Source organism: Gordonia sp. (in: high G+C Gram-positive bacteria), from assembly GCF_047600385.1.
Lineage (GTDB): Bacteria > Actinomycetota > Actinomycetes > Mycobacteriales > Mycobacteriaceae > Gordonia.
This window is the reverse complement of record NZ_JASGKZ010000001.1, coordinates 486668-502708: the sequence shown is the minus strand read 5'-3', so window position 1 is coordinate 502708 and position 16041 is coordinate 486668. Positions and strand designations below refer to the sequence as shown.

The 16041-nt window shown below is 68.7% G+C and carries 15 protein-coding genes; 3 read left to right on the top strand and 12 right to left on the bottom strand.

Features of this window, described 5'->3' with window-relative positions; all coding sequences use genetic code 11:
• Positions 1-4: 4 nt before the first annotated feature.
• The 4 genes from QM809_RS02260 to QM809_RS02245 all read right to left on the bottom strand — a co-directional run bounded on the left by QM809_RS02260 (position 5) and on the right by QM809_RS02245 (position 6021).
• A complete protein-coding gene (locus tag QM809_RS02260) occupies positions 5-667 on the bottom strand; it encodes an MptD family putative ECF transporter S component (protein WP_415044221.1) in 663 nt (220 codons plus the stop codon).
• Positions 664-2427: an ABC transporter ATP-binding protein gene (locus QM809_RS02255; RefSeq protein WP_415044220.1), complete on the bottom strand. Its 1764-nt coding sequence runs from the start codon at positions 2425-2427 to the stop codon at positions 664-666. Before QM809_RS02255 ends, QM809_RS02260 begins: the two co-directional genes overlap by 4 nt.
• A complete protein-coding gene (locus QM809_RS02250; RefSeq protein ID WP_415044219.1) occupies positions 2424-4223 on the bottom strand; it encodes an ABC transporter ATP-binding protein in 1800 nt (599 codons plus the stop codon). Before QM809_RS02250 ends, QM809_RS02255 begins: the two co-directional genes overlap by 4 nt.
• Positions 4224-4398: 175 nt before the next feature.
• Entirely contained in the window at positions 4399-6021 is a 1623-nt protein-coding gene (locus QM809_RS02245; protein ID WP_415044218.1) for an FAD-dependent oxidoreductase, read from the bottom strand.
• Between the two features lie 69 nt (positions 6022-6090).
• Here QM809_RS02245 and QM809_RS02240 point away from each other — a divergent pair, with 69 nt between their 5' ends.
• Positions 6091-6657: a helix-turn-helix domain-containing protein gene (locus QM809_RS02240; protein ID WP_415044217.1), complete on the top strand. Its 567-nt coding sequence runs from the start codon at positions 6091-6093 to the stop codon at positions 6655-6657.
• A 16-nt stretch (positions 6658-6673) separates the two neighbouring features.
• Here the strand turns inward: QM809_RS02240 and QM809_RS02235 are convergent, their stop codons facing one another.
• Together QM809_RS02235 and QM809_RS02230 are read right to left on the bottom strand one after the other, a co-directional pair.
• On the bottom strand, positions 6674-6874 hold the full coding sequence (locus QM809_RS02235) for a hypothetical protein (protein WP_415044216.1): 201 nt from the start codon (positions 6872-6874) through the stop codon (positions 6674-6676).
• 232 nt (positions 6875-7106) lie between these two features.
• Positions 7107-7235, bottom strand: coding sequence for a hypothetical protein (locus QM809_RS02230; protein ID WP_415044215.1), 129 nt, complete (start codon positions 7233-7235; stop codon positions 7107-7109).
• 204 nt (positions 7236-7439) lie between these two features.
• On the opposite strand from QM809_RS02230, the gene clpB reads away from it, so the two are divergent.
• Positions 7440-9992, top strand: coding sequence for an ATP-dependent chaperone ClpB (gene clpB, locus QM809_RS02225; protein ID WP_415046990.1), 2553 nt, complete (start codon positions 7440-7442; stop codon positions 9990-9992).
• Positions 9993-10073: 81 nt separating this feature from the next.
• On the opposite strand, the gene QM809_RS02220 is transcribed toward clpB, so the two are convergent.
• The 6 genes from QM809_RS02220 to QM809_RS02195 form a co-directional block, all read right to left on the bottom strand.
• Positions 10074-10535, bottom strand: coding sequence for a hypothetical protein (locus QM809_RS02220; RefSeq protein WP_415044214.1), 462 nt, complete (start codon positions 10533-10535; stop codon positions 10074-10076).
• A 264-nt stretch (positions 10536-10799) separates the two neighbouring features.
• Positions 10800-11174 carry a hypothetical protein gene (locus QM809_RS02215; protein ID WP_415044213.1) on the bottom strand — a complete coding sequence of 125 codons (375 nt, stop codon included), beginning with the start codon at positions 11172-11174 and terminating at the stop codon, positions 10800-10802.
• A 303-nt stretch (positions 11175-11477) separates the two neighbouring features.
• Positions 11478-11969, bottom strand: a complete 492-nt coding sequence (locus tag QM809_RS02210) for a CAP domain-containing protein (RefSeq protein ID WP_415044212.1) — start codon at positions 11967-11969, stop codon at positions 11478-11480.
• A gap of 537 nt (positions 11970-12506) precedes the next feature.
• On the bottom strand, positions 12507-13547 hold the full coding sequence (locus QM809_RS02205) for a hypothetical protein (protein WP_415044211.1): 1041 nt from the start codon (positions 13545-13547) through the stop codon (positions 12507-12509).
• On the bottom strand, positions 13544-14746 hold the full coding sequence (locus tag QM809_RS02200; protein ID WP_415044210.1) for a sensor histidine kinase: 1203 nt from the start codon (positions 14744-14746) through the stop codon (positions 13544-13546). Before QM809_RS02200 ends, QM809_RS02205 begins: the two co-directional genes overlap by 4 nt.
• Positions 14747-14752: 6 nt before the next feature.
• Positions 14753-15427: a LuxR C-terminal-related transcriptional regulator gene (locus QM809_RS02195; RefSeq protein ID WP_415044209.1), complete on the bottom strand. Its 675-nt coding sequence runs from the start codon at positions 15425-15427 to the stop codon at positions 14753-14755.
• Positions 15428-15610: 183 nt separating this feature from the next.
• On the opposite strand from QM809_RS02195, the gene QM809_RS02190 reads away from it, so the two are divergent.
• Positions 15611-15991 (top strand): PPOX class F420-dependent oxidoreductase, encoded by a 381-nt coding sequence (locus tag QM809_RS02190; RefSeq protein WP_415044208.1) that lies wholly within the window; start codon positions 15611-15613, stop codon positions 15989-15991.
• The last annotated feature ends 50 nt before the right edge of the window (positions 15992-16041 follow it).

Below are 16041 nucleotides of genomic sequence, written 5' to 3'. Positions count from 1 at the left end.
TCGCTCATGCCAGGCCGGCCCGGGTGAAGTGCTTCTTCAGCATCGTCGTGCCGAGCAGTCCGCCGAGGGCCGCGCACAACACCATCGCCCCGGCGCTGGCGAGCACCACCGGGGTGGTGACCAGCCGGTCGAAGTCCGCCGCGTAGGAGTCGCCCATCTCCTGCATGCCCTGCGAACGGATGTACTCCTCCTTACTGAGGAAGAACGGGATCCACGTCGCGACGTACCAGAGCGAGAACACCGTGTAGGCGACCACGGACAGCGGCCGGGACCGATAGCCGCCGCGGGCGCAGATCAGATCGGCGATCGCGCCCAGCACCGTCGTGGCGATCGCGATCATCCACGGCAGGCCGTACAGCAGGTACAGCAGGCCGGACACGACGCCGAACAGGGTGACCATGCCCGGACGGTGGACGCGGGTCAGGAAGAGCATGTACGGGATGCCGCAGACCAGCGGTGCCAACGGCAGGGTGACCATCATGACGAGCGGGCCCGCGATGCCGAGCATCGCGACGATGCTGCCGGCGATCACGTACAGGACCGCGAAGATCGCGACCGTGAACAGGTCGCGGGCGGTGAGGGCGAAACGGGAGTCCTGCACCGCGTCCTTCGGCGCCGCGCCGCCGTGGTCGTCGTCGGGGGCGGTGGCGGGTGTCGTGTCGGTCATGCCGGGTGCTCCTTCGTCTCAGGGGCGAGCGTCTCGGGGGCGAGCTGCCAGCCGGTGGCGGCCACGCGTTCGTTCCAGTAGCGGGCGTAGGCCCCGCCCGCGGCGAGGAGCTGTTCGTGGGTGCCGGACTCTCCGATGCCGCCGTCGCCGTCGAGGAAGAGGATCTGGTCGGCGGTCATGATGGTCTGCAGACGATGCGCCACCACGACGACGGTCCGGTCGGGTCGGATGGCGTCGACGGCCTCGGAGATCGCGATCTCGTTGCCGATGTCGAGGGCGGCGGTGGCCTCGTCGAGAATGACGATCGGACCGTCCTTGAGCAGGGCGCGGGCGATGGAGACCCGCTGGCGTTCGCCGCCGGAGAGATTGGTGCCGCCCTCGCCGACCGGGGCGTCCCAGCCGCCGGGCAGGCGATCGGCGATCTCGTCGACCCGGGCGCGCCGGGCCGCCGCGATCACCTCCTCGCGACTCAGCTCCGGGGCGCCGATCCACACGTTGTTCAGGATCGAGTCGTCGAACAGGTAGACGTCCTGGAAGACCGGTGCGACGGCCTTCTCGATCAGCGCGGTGCCCAGTTCGGGTTCCGGGACGCCGCCGAGGGAGACGGTGCCCGACTCGGGGTCGTAGAAGCGCGCGATCAGCTTGGCGACGGTCGTCTTGCCCGAACCGGAGGGGCCGACGATCGCCGTCATCGCTCCGGCGGGCGCGGTGAACGACAGGTTCTTCAGGACGGGTTTTCCGCCGTAGCCGAAGGTCACGTCGTCGAAGGTGATCGACCAGTCGGCGGGTTCGGCGGGCGTCTCCGGTTCGGGCAGGGCCGCGATCTCGTTCAACTCGTCGAGTTGGTCCAGGGTGGTCCGCGCCACGGAGATGCCTCCGCCCATGTCGCCGGCGGCGATGATCGGTTCGGCGAACCGGAGAGCGAGCACCAGGAGCGCGATCAGCGTCGCCGGATCCACCGAACCGTGCAGGGCGAAGTAGGCGCCGAGCGCGATCACCGCGGCCACCGACGACTGGACGAGGGCGGCGAAGGTGCCGATCCCGGCGCTCCCGGCCATCAGCATGCCCCGGTAGGCGCGGTCCTGCCGGGCCAGGGACTCGTCGACGAGCCGGTCGGCGATCGACCCGGCACCGGCCGTGCGCAGGGCCGGCTGGATCCGGCCGAACTCGATGACCCGGGCGGAGGCGTCCGCGACCGCCGCCTGGTGGACGCGATCGGAACGCGCGATCGTCGCACGGATCCACCGGTAGCCCAGCGCCATGAGTGGAATCGTCGCCGCCATCGCCAGCGCCAGCCGCCAATCGAGGAGGAACATGCCGACCAGCACCGTGCCCGGGGTCACGAAACCGCTGATGATCAGGCGGATCATCGCGTACGGCGTGGTGGAGACGAACATCGCGCCCTGGGTCGCCATGCCGACGACGTGCCCGGTCCGATCGGTCGCGAACCACGCCACCGGGAGATCCACCAGGCGGTCGCCGAGCCGGATCAGGAGGGATTCGAGGACGGCGGTCGACGCCTTCATGCCGATCTGGCTGATCGCCGCCGACACCGCGATGTACGCCGCCGCGACTGCCGCGAGGGCGATCAACCACGGCCGGGCGGCGGCGAGGTCGTCGTCGAAGAAGCCCCGCAGGATCGGGACCACCAGCAGGAAGGCGAGGCCCTGCAGCACCGCCACGACCACCGATAGGACCAGCTCCCAGACCAGCAGGCGCCGCGCCGCGGGCAGGGAGTAGTGCAGCAGTCGCCGGATCATCGACGGGCTCCTTCCGGGACGGAACGTTCGTGATTCGCCTGGTAGGCGGCCCACATCTGCGCGAACACCCCGCCGGCGGCGACGAGTTCGGCGTGCGTGCCGCGTTCGACGATCCGGCCGCCGTCGAGGACGCAGATCTGGTCGGCCCCGACGATCGTGTGCAGCCGGTGCGCGATCACCAGCACGGTGCGGCCCGCGGCCAGGCGGGTGAGCGCCCGCTGGATGGCGGCCTCCGAATCGGGGTCGGCGAAGGCGGTGGCCTCGTCGAGGACCAGCACCTTCGCGTCGGCGAGCAGGGCCCGGGCGATCGTCACCCGCTGCGCTTCGCCCCCGGACAGCTGGGCGTCGTCGCCGATCACCGAGTCGTAGCCGCGAGTGAACTCGCCGATCCGGTCGTGGATCTGCGCGGCGCGGGCCGCGTCCTCGATCTCCCGATCGGTCGCGTCGGGGCGACACAGTGCGATGTTGTCGCGCAGACTCGCCCGCAGCAGCTGCACGTCCTGGAAGACGAACCCGGCCTCCCGGTACAGCTCGTGCGAGGCGATGTCCCGGACGTCGGCGTCGCCGATCGTCACCGCGCCGGAGGTCGTGTCGTAGAAGCGCGGCACCAGTTTCGCCATCGTCGACTTCCCCGATCCGGAGGCGCCGACGAGGGCGGTGACCGTGCCGGGGCGGCAGTCCGCGGTGATCTCGTGCAGCACCCGGTGGTCGCCGTCGTAACCGAAGTCGACGTCGTCGAATCCGACCCGATGCCCGTCGGGCCGCACCGGGTGCGCGGACTCGGGGATCGCCGGTGAGGCGAGGAAGGCGCTGAGGGAGGCCTGCGCCTTGGCGGCGTTGCGCAGGAACTGGCCGGAGGCGCCCATCCGCAGCAGCGGGGTGGTCAGCCCGAGGCCGAGCAGCAGACCCGGCAGGACGTCGATCGGTTCGCCCCGCCCGGTCGAGACCAGCCAGTATCCGAAGGTGAGCAGCCACGTCATGACGACGACCGGGGACGTGAGCACCTCGATGGCGGTGAACTGCTTGGCGGTCTCATCGGTCCAGTCGCCGGTGAAACGGACGTAGCGGCCGGTCTCGTCGCGGTAGCGGCGGTGGCTTCGGCCGACCTGCCCGAACCGCTTCACCACGGCGATGCCCTGCACGAACTCGGCGGTGGCACCGGACAGTCGTTCCACGGCGGCCTCGTACTGGCCGTACTTGTCGTCCTTCGCGTCGCGCATGTAGAGCGAGATCATGACGACGGCGATCACCATCGGGAGCAGAGCCGCCAGGGCGACCCGCCAGTCGACGACGAACAGGTAGACGATGCTCACCAGCGGCACGACGACGGCCGTGGTGACGTCGTGGACGGCGTGGGCGACGAGCTGGTGGATGGCGCTGACGTCGTTCTCGATGAGTTTGCGCACCGTGCCCGAGTTCCGTGCGTCGAACCAGCCGAGCGGCAGTCGCTGCAGGTGGGCGACGATCCGTCGCCGGATGCTCAGCTGCAGTCTCGCGTCGACGAAGTGGCTGAACATGCCGGAGCCGAAGGCCGCGCCGACGCTCACCAGCAGCGCGACCGCGGCGATCGCGACGATCCACCAGACGCGCCCGGTGTCGACGACGCCCCCGTCGAGCGACGGGATCAGGGCCTTGGCGAGTTCGACGACGGCGATGTAGGGGACCACGCTCGCGACGGCGCTCACCGCGCTCAGCGCGATGATCATCGCGAAACTGTCTTTGACCGGTGCGAAGAACGACGGTTCCGGCGGCGGCGTGGAAGCGGTGGTCGTCGGCTGTCCGGTTTCGTGCGACACGAGCCCTCCTTCGTCGGAATTCGGGCTCAACCTAGCCTTCTTAGGCTTACCTAAGCAACAGTGCATGGATTGCGGGGCCCTGCTCCGGGGGCCTCTGTTCACCGTGTGTTCACCTTCGCGGCCGCCGTCGGCGAGCCGGTTCTGGAGACCGCGCGGGCCTCAGGCGGTGCGGGTCTCAGACGGCGCGGCGGCGCAGCAGGATCACCCCGTCCTTGACGAACGCGGTCTCCTCGCCGTCCGGGCCGACGGCTTCGCGCGGGCGGGCCTCGGCGGCGACCGTCTCCCACTCCGCGTCGTCGAAGGCGAGCGCCGCCAGGTCCTCGGCGGGGGAGAGCATCTCGGCCAGGCGGGCCTGCAGGTCCGGGTCGTCGGCGGCTTCGGCGCCGTGGAACCGCACCGCCCACGGCGGCACGTCCTCCGGGCCCTCGAAGACGTGGGTGACGATCAGCAGGTGGCCGCCCGGATTCACCCGCTCGCCGGCCCGCCGCAGGATGTCGGCCCGGGGCAGCTCGATCGAGGAGTGGAGGAACGAGGTCGTCACCAGGTCGAACGACGACGACGGTTCCCACGTCGCGAGATCGGCGGCGACCCAGTCGATCCGGTCGGCGACGCCGTGCTGTTCGGCGCCCTCGGCGCCCCGGGTCACCGCGGTCTGCGAGATGTCGACGGCCGTCACCCGCCAGCCTCGCTCGGCCAGCCACACGGCGTCGCCGCCCTCGCCGCAGCCGAGATCCAGGGCGGTGCCGGGGTCTCCGGGGAGGGCGTCGACCACTGCGGCCGTCGTCGCGTTGACCCGGCCGGACCAGCGCCGCTGCGCGCCTGCGTACTCGTTCTCCCAGTACTCGGCGGGGGAGGACGGATCGTCGTCGGCGGTGTCGGCCGCGGCCCGGTCGAAGTCCTCGGTCACCAGTGCCGCGTTCACCGCGGCGCCGGCGAACGCCGCCGCACCGATCGAGATCGGGACGTTCGCGCCGGGGTTGACGACGTTGCCCGCCGCCCAGATCCGGGGGTGGCTGGTCCGACCCATCGGGTCGGCCTTGAGGAACTCGCCCATTGGCGTCGTCGTGCGCTCCAGGCCGAGTCCGGTCAGGAATGCGTCGTTCGGCCGCGGTACGGGCGCCACGAAGATGCCGTCGACCGCCACCCGGGTCCCGTCGTCGAGGAGGACTCCGGTCAGCTCTCCGTCGTCGCTGAGGATCTCGGTGACCGGGGTCGACACGAGTTTCACGCCGCGGTCGCGCAGGCGTCGGGCGGCGGCCGGGTCGAGGTCGCCGAAGTCCGCGGTGAAGAAGGTGAGGTCGTCGGTCCACTGGCGGATCAGTTCGGCCTGGTGGAGGGAGAACGGCGAGACGCCCACGACGGCGAGCGGGCGGTTCCGGACCTCCCAGCCGTGGCAGTACGGGCAGTGCATGACCCCGGCGCCCCACTGCTCGGCGAGGCCGGGGATCGCGGGCAACTCGTCGGTCGCTCCGCTGGCGACCACGACGGCCCTGGTGGAGAGCACGGTGCCGTCGGTCAGGGTGACGGTGAGGCCGTCGTCGGCGTCGTCGATCCGATCGACGGCCCCGGGGCGGATCGTCACGTCGTACGCGGCGACCTCGTCGCGGCCCCGGCGCAGCAGTTCGGCGGGATCCAGGCCGTCCAGGCCGAGGACTCCGTGCATGTGCGCGGCGAAGCGGTTGCGGGGTTCGCCCGCGTCGATGACCAGCACCTTTCGGCAGGCTCGCCCCGCCATCAGTGCCGCGGACAGGCCGGCGGACCCGCCGCCGACGATGAGGACTTCCCAGATCTCGTTCATGCATCCAGTGGAACGCGGCCATGTACGATATGGCAAGTGAGTTTGCTGAATTAGCAAGAAGGGGCGGGGATGGTCGACGAACTCAAGCAGATCGGCGCGCGGCTGCGTGCCCTGCGGAACGATCGCGGGTGGACGCTCGACGAGCTCGCCTCCCGCGCGGACATGTCGCCGAGCACCCTGTCGCGGCTCGAATCGGGGAAGCGGCAGGCCAGCCTGGAACTGCTGCTGCCGCTCACCCGTCAGCTCTGCGTGAGCCTCGACGACCTCGTGAGCCCGCCCGTCCGCGATCCGCGGGTGCGCCGGCCGGCGATCCGGCGCGACGGCATGATCATCGCGCCGCTCGCACCGGAGGGATCGCCGATCGGCACCTACAAGATCACCTATCCGCCGGTCGACGAGCCGCCGGAGCCGCGGGTGCACGACGGCTACGAGTGGCTGTACGTGCTGTCCGGGAGACTGCGCCTGATCCTCGGTGACCAGGATCTGGTCCTGACCGGCGGGGAGGCCGCCGAGTTCGACACCCGGGTCCCGCACAGCATCTCCGCGGACGGCCCGGACGGGGCCGAGATGCTCAGCATCTTCAACAACGACGGCGTGCGCATGCACACGCACACGGCGGAGGAGTTCTTCGACTGAGCTCGCGTGTGGGGCGTCAATCGGTGAAGACGTCCTCCAATCGGGTGGCGTCCCATTGGCGCCGGGTCCAGGTGTGGAGTCGGTCGAGGTCGGCACTCTCGATACGGGTGCGGGCCTCGGGGTCGAGTTCACCGAAGCGGTGGGTGAGGATCTCGATCAGCGCGGCTGCGCGGCCTTTGGTTTCGCCTTCAGCGAGGAGTTGTTCGGCGGTGGTCATGGCGATCTCCTGTGCTGTGGGTCCGACGGTGGAAAGAAAGTCCTGGATCTGGTGTCGTCTTGTTCCGCCGGCTGAGCCCGGCCGCGAACGAAGTGAGCGCCCGGTGTCGAAGCCTCCCGTTCTCGACGTGGGTGTGCTCACCGGTGTGTTCATCCGACGGTCGGCTCGAGGTCGTCGTCAATCGTGGATCTGTGGGACAAGCATGCGGGTGAGGTCCACGCGAGGGCTGCGCTCACTCGTCGCGGGGTGTCGGGGCGAGTGGGATCGTCATCTCGGTCCCGTCGGGCATTCGGTACACCACCGCGCCGTCCTCGGCGGTCTCGACTCGGGTCGGCGGCGGATGTTCGTCGGTGGGCTTCATGTTCTTTCCGATGGTAAGCCGACGCTCTTCCCGGCATCGAGCAGTTCTGTGGTGTGAATCACCAATGAGTTCAAAGTTAAGCGGAACAGACTCAACTCTGAGTGCGTTGGAAGTGATCGAGAGGCCGAGATGAGCCTCATAGACTCAGGTCCCGGAAGCCGCTTCCGGAGTACCCATGACGTGAACGACAGAAAGGCGAACGCTGTGGACAGCTTCACCCCCACCACCAAGACGCAGGCTGCACTCCAGGCCGCCGTCCAGGACGCCGCTGCCGCCGGGAACCCCGACGTGCGGCCGGCCCACATCCTCGTCGCACTGCTGGAGCAGTCCGACGGCATCGCGACGCCGCTGCTCAAAGCTGGCGGCGTCGACCCGGCACGGATCCTCGCCGAGGCCAAGAGCCTGGTGGGTCGCGCGCCGGTCGTCTCGAGTTCGGCGGCCCAGCCGCAGCTGAACCGCGAGTCGATCGCCGCGATCACCGCCGCCCAGAACCTCGCGACGGAACTGAACGACGACTACGTCTCCACCGAGCATCTGATGGTCGGCCTGGCCACCGGCGACTCGGAGACCGCCGCGCTGCTGACGAACGCGGGTGCCGGTCCGGACGCGCTGCGCGACGCCTTCCAAGCGGTCCGCGGCACGGCCCGGGTGACCAGCGAGAACCCGGAGGACACCTACCAGTCGTTGGAGAAGTACTCCACCGACCTCACCAAGCGCGCCCGCGACGGCGAACTCGATCCGGTGATCGGCCGCGACAGCGAGATCCGGCGCGTGGTGCAGGTGCTCAGCCGCCGCACCAAGAACAACCCGGTCCTCATCGGCGAGCCCGGCGTCGGCAAGACGGCGATCGTCGAGGGCCTGGCCCAGCGCGTCGTCGCCGGTGATGTCCCCGAGTCGCTCCGCGACAAGACCGTCATCTCGCTCGATCTGGGCGCGATGGTCGCCGGCGCCAAGTACCGCGGTGAGTTCGAGGAGCGGCTCAAGGCCGTGCTCGACGAGATCAAGGCCGCCGACGGCCAGATCATCACCTTCATCGACGAGCTCCACACCATCGTCGGCGCCGGTGCGACCGGCGATTCGGCGATGGACGCGGGCAACATGATCAAGCCGCTGCTCGCCCGCGGTGAGCTGCGTCTGGTCGGCGCCACCACGCTCGAAGAGTACCGCAAGTACATCGAGAAGGACGCCGCCCTGGAGCGTCGTTTCCAGCAGGTGTACGTCGGGGAGCCCTCGGTGGAGGACACCATCGGCATCCTGCGCGGCCTCAAGGAGCGGTACGAGGTGCACCACGGCGTGCGCATCACCGACTCGGCGCTGGTCGCCGCGGCCAGCCTCTCCGACCGGTACATCACCTCCCGGTTCCTGCCGGACAAGGCGATCGACCTGGTCGACGAGGCCGCGTCGCGCCTCCGCATGGAGATCGACTCGCGACCGATCGAGATCGACGAGATCGAGCGCGTCGTCCGTCGCCTCGAAGTGGAGGAGCTGGCGCTGGCGAAGGAGACCGACGCCGCGTCGAAGGAGCGCCTGGAGAAGCTCCGCAAGGAGCTCGCCGACGACCGCGAGAAGCTCAACGAGCTCACCGCCCGGTGGCAGTCCGAGAAGAACGTGATCAACGCGGTGCGCGACCTGAAGGAGGAGTTGGAGAACCTGCGCGGCGAGGCCGATCGGGCCGAGCGCGACGGTGATCTGGGCAGGGCCGCCGAACTCCGTTACGGCCGCATCCCGTCCCTGGAGAAGGAGTTGGAGGCGGCGATCGAGAAGACCGGCACCGACCCCGACCAGGACGTCATGCTGCAGGAGGAGGTCGGCCCCGACGACGTCGCCGACGTCGTCTCCGCCTGGACCGGCGTGCCCGCGGGCAAGATGCTCGAAGGCGAGACCGAGAAGCTGCTGCGCATGGAGTCCGAACTGGGCAAGCGGGTGATCGGCCAGACCGACGCCGTGGTCGCGGTGTCCGACGCGGTACGACGCGCCCGCGCCGGCGTCGCCGACCCGAACCGGCCCACCGGCTCGTTCCTCTTCCTCGGACCGACCGGCACCGGTAAGACCGAGCTGGCCAAGGCGCTCGCGGAGTTCCTGTTCGACGACGAACACGCGATCATCCGGATCGACATGAGCGAGTACGGCGAGAAGCACAGCGTCGCACGCCTGGTCGGCGCCCCTCCCGGCTACGTCGGATACGAGGCCGGCGGGCAGCTGACCGAGGCGGTGCGTCGTCGCCCGTACTCGGTGGTGCTGTTCGACGAGGTGGAGAAGGCGCACCCGGACGTCTTCGACGTGCTCCTGCAGGTGCTCGACGAGGGTCGCCTGACCGACGGTCAGGGCCGCACGGTGGACTTCCGGAACACCATCCTGATCCTGACGTCCAACCTGGGCGCCGGCGGCGATCGGGACCAGGTGATGGCGGCCGTCCGCGCCGCCTTCAAGCCGGAGTTCGTCAACCGGCTCGACGACGTGGTGATCTTCGAGTCGCTGAGCCCCGAGCAGCTGGTGTCGATCGTCGACATCCAGCTGGCCAACCTGGGTGAGCGTCTGGCGCAGCGCCGCCTGACGCTGGAGGTGACCCCGAAGGCGAAGGAATGGCTGGCCGAACGCGGTTTCGACCCGCTGTACGGTGCGCGTCCGCTGCGTCGCCTGGTGCAGCAGGCCATCGGCGACAAGCTCGCCAAGGCGCTGCTGGCCGGTGCGGTCCGGGACGGCGACACCGTGTCGGTGGACGTCGCCGAGAACGGTGACGAACTGAAAGTCGGCTGACGGTCTGACCCGGACAGACGCGGAGGTCCCGCTCCTTTCGGAGCGGGACCTCTCGTCGTTCGTGGCGGTGTGTCGCGGGTGTCAGCGTCCGGCGGGTCGACCGTTGACGATCACGCCCACCGCGTAGCCGCCCTGTCGATTGGCGCCGATCAGATAGGACTGGCGTTCTCGCGGAGAAGACATGGGTGCGCGCTGCGTTTTCGACGAGCAGTAGCCCCAGATCGAGTAGCGGCCGTTGCGCAGTCGTCCGAATGTCGTACGGCCGTTGCCGTTGCGGTCCAGTTTGACGCGTCGAGCGGGCTGGTTGCCCAGGCTGACCTCGCACGTGCGGCTGCCGGTGAGGGCGTCCCGGCGTCCGGTGATCACTACAGAGATGTTCTGTCCGGCGGAGCTGATGGCCACCTTTCCTCCCTGCCTGGGAGTCGGTGGACGGTGGTAGTCGACGGTGCCGGCATTCGCGACGCTCGGGACGGCCGTCGATCCGAGGGCTGCGGCGGAGACCGCGACGGTCGCCACGAGGATGCGGGCCATGGTTGATCTCATGTCTGACTCTTTCTGAACGTTGCCGAGGGTTCGTTCAGTAGAGCAGCGGCTGGACGTCGAAAGTACGGGAAACGCACAGTGAACCGGTGTGACCTGCGGATTTCACTTGTTCGGATGACACCGAGTCGGTGGGATCAGGCAGGCCTCGTCGTACGTTCGTCCACTTCTGCGGGGGCCTCGCCGAGAGGTCCGCCGACCCGGCGAGGGCGCCCGATCCTCAGGGAGCGGGCGCCTTCATCGCCGACCGGTGTCAGACGAGTGGGATCACCCGACGGGCATCTCCGGACCGATGTACTCCTTCACGCTGACGGCCTTGCCGTCCTCGACCTCGACGAGCTGGATCAGATGGAGCTTCATCGGGTTGCCCATCAGCTCGACCTCGACGTAGCACTCGTTGAAGAAGCCCTTCTCGGTGTAGGTGACGCCGCGCGCCTCGAATGTCGGCGGGGTGTCGCCGGGGGTGCGCTTGTGGACGTTCTCGATCGCCGTCTCGACGGAGATCCACTGGTCGTCGTTGCTGTGCCAGACCTTGCACCCGGGTGCACAGAGGTCGTAGAACGAGTCGAGGCTGTTGAGGGCCTTCGCCCAGGCCTCGCCGATCTCGCGGGTGGCCTCGTCGGGGGTGACTGCGGTGGTCATGTCAGCGCCTTTCGGTTGGTGGATGTCGCTGCACACCATCGTCATCGAGTGTGACACCGGTCATATGTCCAAGTTCTTGGACAGACGGCCTCGGTCGTCGTCACTGGACGGGGCTGCGGATCGTCCCGGGCGGTCTCCGTCGCAGGTCGCGGAAGCCTGGGGAGCGCACACGCGAGACGCTCGACCGGGGTACCGGTCGGGCGTCTCGCGCAGTCCGATCGTATTGTCGTGGGATCTCCTGGAAGCCGTGCTCCCTCATCTGGTCGGCAGAATCCCGAATAGATGAGGGGTTCGTTTCGGCGGCTATTGACGGCCGTACACCGTGACGTAGTAGTAACGCCCGTTCCTGGACAGAGCCACGCCGGCACCCAGGCGATTGAACTGCCGGTTCATCATGTTCTTCCGGTGCCCGGGTGAATTCCACCACCCGTTATGAGCTTGGGCGGCGGTGCTGTAGCCGGCGGCGACGTTCTCTCCGACCATCGTCATCCTGCAGCCGCTCAGAATCGGATTCAGGTTCTGATGCCAGATCCTTGGATTCTTGTTCCGCGGGGGATCGTTCCGGGCCATGGCCGCCGCATGGGATCGGGCGTAGTTCTTCAGGCAGGCGTTGGCACTCACCGCGGGGACGCCATGGCTCTTCCTCGTCTGGTTGGTGAGCGAGAACAACTGGTTCTCCATGGTGGCGGTGCTGGCTGCCTCGGCCGGCGAGACCGGTGCGACAAGCAGCGTGAGAACCCCTAGCATGAGGGTCATCGCGAAGATGAGCGCAGTGCGGACGGTGGTGAATCTCATCGGACCTCCTGGAGAGTGCGGGTGGTGACTTCGATCATGGGATGGTGAACTGGTGCGAATGACATCGTTCATTCGAATCGGGTCCACGTCGCAGAATGTGACATTGAGGATAGGCGGTCCGAGAGGGGCATCACTGTCCCCGGTTTCTGGGGACAGTGCTGTCTGAAGAGGGTTGATTAGACTGTTCTCGGCCCTACGGAAAGAGATTTCATGACCGGATCGGCACCTGCGCTGGGGCTTCGTCTCGGGGTTCGGAATGTGCAGAAGTGAGTTCACGCCACCCATCACCCTCAAGCACCTCACGGCGACGATGATCGGGGAATCGTAGTCGACCTTCAGGCGGGTGATGTGAGAAACGATCGGGTCGAAGTGCGGTGCGGTTCGGCCGCATGATCGCCCGGTGTCGGAGAAGTCGCGCGTCGGCTGTGCGGTATGAGATCGCGGGGTCCGCAGAGTCGCCGGCGCGATGAATCCGGATCGTATCCGAGGAGATTCCGTCGGCGCCGTTCTCATCCTCTGGAGAAGGCCGGTGTCCGGTCAGCGGGATTCCGAGACGCGAACTCCGTCGAGGTCGTAGTGGCACCGCCGACTGTCGGACTCGCCTCTGACCACGACGGTCACCAGCTTGTCCCGTCCCGGCGGGACCACCCGGACGGTGATCGTGCTGCCGGCGGGGGCGTCGTCGATCTCGCGCGGCAACGCCGTCAGCACCCGCTCGCGGATCTCCGGTGTCACCTCGTCCATGCCGTTGTCGTCGAAGAGGACGACGGTCGCTCCGCGTAGGCGTGCCGCTTCGACCGCGGTGTTGATGTCCGGGTGGAGCAGGCCGCGGGCCCGGATCGATTCGCGCAGTCGTGACTCGAGGTTGTGGCAGGCCGCGACCTCTCCGGGAGTGAGACCGTCGGGATCTGCGGCGATGCGTTCGAGCAGCGGCCGGGCGGTGTCGTCGAGGCGTTGCAGCTGTGCGTTGCGCTCGTCGACGGCTGCATCGGAGGCGGCGTGACTCGCGATCTCATGGACTCGGCGTTCCCGCAGTGCGATGAGGCGGTGCACGGAAGGCCGGATGGTGTAGGCGAAGAAGGCCGCCATGGCCAAGGGGGCGAAGTTCGACGAGGCCAGCAGGATTCCGTGGACGGGACTGTGTCCCAGCCGGTACGTCCAGACGGCGGCGACGGCGACCATCGCCGTCATCGTGAGCCACGCGGAGATCGTCCGTCCCCTGACGCACAGGAAGACCAGGATGCCGATGAAACCGTGCAGCGGCCAGAGTTCGTGGACGGAGTCGACGAGTGGCGGGGTCTGGGTCGTCGCCGCGACGGAGAAGACCGCGGCGGCGGCGATCACCAGGGTCGCCCACCGCGGAAGCGGATCGCCGGGGACGAGCAGCAGCACGGCGACGGAGACTCCGATCGCGGCGAGGGCGGGCGCAGCGACCACTAGCGGTGTCTCCCCTCTGGACACGCGATCGATGGCGAGGCAGGAGATTCCGAACAGGTAGGCGCCGGCGACGAGCCAGGCCGCCCGGGTGTGCATGCCGAGCATGGTGCTCACGTTCGAGGGCGTCTGCTGTCCGGTCATGAGGCGGTCCAGGTGAGAGTGACCGTGGTGCCGTCGCCCGGCTGCGACCGTATCCGGAGGGAAGCGCCGTCGAGCCGATTCACCTGGTCGCGCATGCGTCGCAGCCCGAACCGGTCGGGCCGATGCTTCTCGACGTCGAAGCCCACGCCGTCGTCCGCGATGGTGATCGTCACGCCGTCCGCGCGGAAATCCGCCGTCACCACGGGAACGACGTCGCGGCCGGCGTGTTTGAAGCAGTTGCGTACCGATTCGGCGACGGAGACGGACAGTGCGCGCACCGTCGTGTGCGGGATCAGGAGGTCGTCGGTGCCGTCGGAGAAGTGCACGTCGACGTCCAGCGTGGGGGAGACGTCGCGGACCGAGGTTCGGAGCGCGGCGGCCGTCACCATGGCGTCGACGGGTTCGTCGGCTCCGGCGGGGCCGTCGCGGACGCTGTCGAGCTTCTCCAGTGCGACCTGCGCCTGATGTCGTACGGTCTCGGGTGCGGCGTGGCGTGAGACGCTGCCGAGACCGGCCATCACCCAGTCGTGGATGAGGTCGGTGAAGCGCTCGTGTTCGAGTTCGCGGGCGCGTGCCGCGGCGGTCGCCGCCGCGGCGACATAGACCTGCGGCCGGGTGGCGTCGAGCACCCGGGCGGTGTGGATGATCACCAGAAGCGCCGTGACGAACGGCAGGCTGAAGGTGAAGTTGTCGATGACGGACAGCACGGACGAGGCCTTCTGCTCATCGGGTCGCTGCAGATGCAGCAGCTCGGACAGAACGGACACCGCAGCGAGATAGGTAAGCGCGTATCGGGCGGGGAACACCAGGGCGACGGCCATCGCGGAGAGCCCCGGAAACATGCACAGCCACGGGGTGTTGGGGATCTGCCCTTCCGGCCACAGCAGCAGGGTGCCGACCGCGGCGAGGACGTATCCGACGCTGCAGGCCAGCGACGAGCGGACGATGAACGGCCCGGCTCGGCGAAACGATGCGAGGAACAGCGCGACCGCGGGCAGGAAGGCGAGTCCCATCGCGAGCGGAGTCCACCAGTCCGGATAGTAGGGGGCCTGCATCCTGATCAGGTCGGAGATCACGAACAGGTAGAACACGTATCCGGAGGCGATGAAGCGGGCCGCCAGCCCGATGACGCGGTCGGTGTCGCTGTGGCGGTCGGTTTCCGCGGGTGGCGGTACCGCTCGGGTGCTGGTCGCTCTCAACGTCGTTCAGAGGATTCCGTCTTCGCGGGCGACCGTCCGCAGATCGAACTTCGTGTACACGGGGCGGCCCACCGCGGCGTACTTCTCCTTGACCCGTTTGATGTACTCGCGGACGGTGTACTCCTTCACCTGCAGCAGGTCGGCGACCCGGGGCGCCGTCTCTCCGCTGGCATAGAGTTCGAGTACTTCGCTCTCCCGCGGAGAGAGTCTCGGTCGGAACTCGGCGTCGGCGTCGATCGCCGCGGCCCAGTCCATCGAGGCGACCGATTCGCCGTCGGCGGCTCTGCGGATCGCATCGGCCACGACATCGCTGCGCTCGGTCTTCCGGATCACCGCCAGGGCGCCGGCCCGGGCCGCCTCCTGAACGAGATCGCGGCGTTCCCCGTACGTGTACACGAGCACGTTCGCGATGCCGGCGGCGTGCAGTGCGGCGATGTTCGCCGCCGGAGTCGACCCGTCGGGCAGGCCGTGCAGGTCCAGGACCACCAGGTCGAGGCGGGTCGTCGTCGCCTCCGCCGCGAGGCCGGAGAGCAGTGCGTCGACGGTGGACGAACTCGCCACGATCCGGAGGTGGGAATGGGCCGTGAGGGTGGCGCGCAATCCGTCGACGATCACCGGGTGGTCTTCCACGACGCCGATGCAGCGGTTCTGGCGGTCGGCGGCGGGCGGGGCAGTGGTCATGGGGGACTCGTTCTGTGACGTTTCGGACCGAATGTGCGGGATGCCGGAGAGAGTATGTCGGTTGCCGATCGGATCGGCCCGGTTCCGGCGGAATGGGACCCCGGGTCTCCTCGTCTCGTTCTCCCGGTCACCGGGCCTCCTCGTCGATGGCGACTCCGCTCGGGTCGCCGATACCCTGGGAGGATGACCACGCCGACCGTCGCCCAGATCGCCGAATCCGAGTACGTCATGTTCACCACTTACAAGAAGGACGGCACCGCGGTCGCCTCGCCGCTGTGGGCCGCCCGTGACGGCGACGACCTGCTGCTGTGGACCGTCGCGGACTCGTGGAAGGTGAAGCGCCTGCGGCGCAACAACTCGGTGTTGGTGCAGGCCTGCGATGCGCGCGGCAACAAGGTGAGCGGGCCGGTGGTCGCCGGGGTCGGCGAGGTCGTCGACGGCGCTGCCGCGGCCCGGGCGATCGTGCGCGAGTACGGGATCGTCGGCCGGATCACGGTGCTCGGTTCGCGACTCCGGCGCGGGGCGGGCGGCACGGTGGGGATCCGCGTGCGCGACGTCGTGTAGCTGCCTCCGCACAGAACATCGAGCGCCATCCCGGAAGGGGTGGCGCTCCT

Bases quoted from the DNA above. Each gene is read 5' to 3' on its own strand.
- QM809_RS02230 (WP_415044215.1), bottom strand. From the start codon at position 7,235: ATGAAGCCCACCGACGAACATCCGCCGCCGACCCGAGTCGAGACCGCC.
- QM809_RS02255 (WP_415044220.1), bottom strand. From the start codon at position 2,427: ATGATCCGGCGACTGCTGCACTACTCCCTGCCCGCGGCGCGGCGCCTG.
- QM809_RS02210 (WP_415044212.1), bottom strand. From the start codon at position 11,969: ATGAGATTCACCACCGTCCGCACTGCGCTCATCTTCGCGATGACCCTC.
- QM809_RS02215 (WP_415044213.1), bottom strand. From the start codon at position 11,174: ATGACCACCGCAGTCACCCCCGACGAGGCCACCCGCGAGATCGGCGAG.
- QM809_RS02245 (WP_415044218.1), bottom strand. From the start codon at position 6,021: ATGAACGAGATCTGGGAAGTCCTCATCGTCGGCGGCGGGTCCGCCGGC.
- QM809_RS02235 (WP_415044216.1), bottom strand. From the start codon at position 6,874: ATGACCACCGCCGAACAACTCCTCGCTGAAGGCGAAACCAAAGGCCGC.
- QM809_RS02205 (WP_415044211.1), bottom strand. From the start codon at position 13,547: ATGACCGGACAGCAGACGCCCTCGAACGTGAGCACCATGCTCGGCATG.
- QM809_RS02195 (WP_415044209.1), bottom strand. From the start codon at position 15,427: ATGACCACTGCCCCGCCCGCCGCCGACCGCCAGAACCGCTGCATCGGC.
- QM809_RS02260 (WP_415044221.1), bottom strand. From the start codon at position 667: ATGACCGACACGACACCCGCCACCGCCCCCGACGACGACCACGGCGGC.
- QM809_RS02240 (WP_415044217.1), top strand. From the start codon at position 6,091: ATGGTCGACGAACTCAAGCAGATCGGCGCGCGGCTGCGTGCCCTGCGG.
- QM809_RS02190 (WP_415044208.1), top strand. From the start codon at position 15,611: ATGACCACGCCGACCGTCGCCCAGATCGCCGAATCCGAGTACGTCATG.
- QM809_RS02220 (WP_415044214.1), bottom strand. From the start codon at position 10,535: ATGAGATCAACCATGGCCCGCATCCTCGTGGCGACCGTCGCGGTCTCC.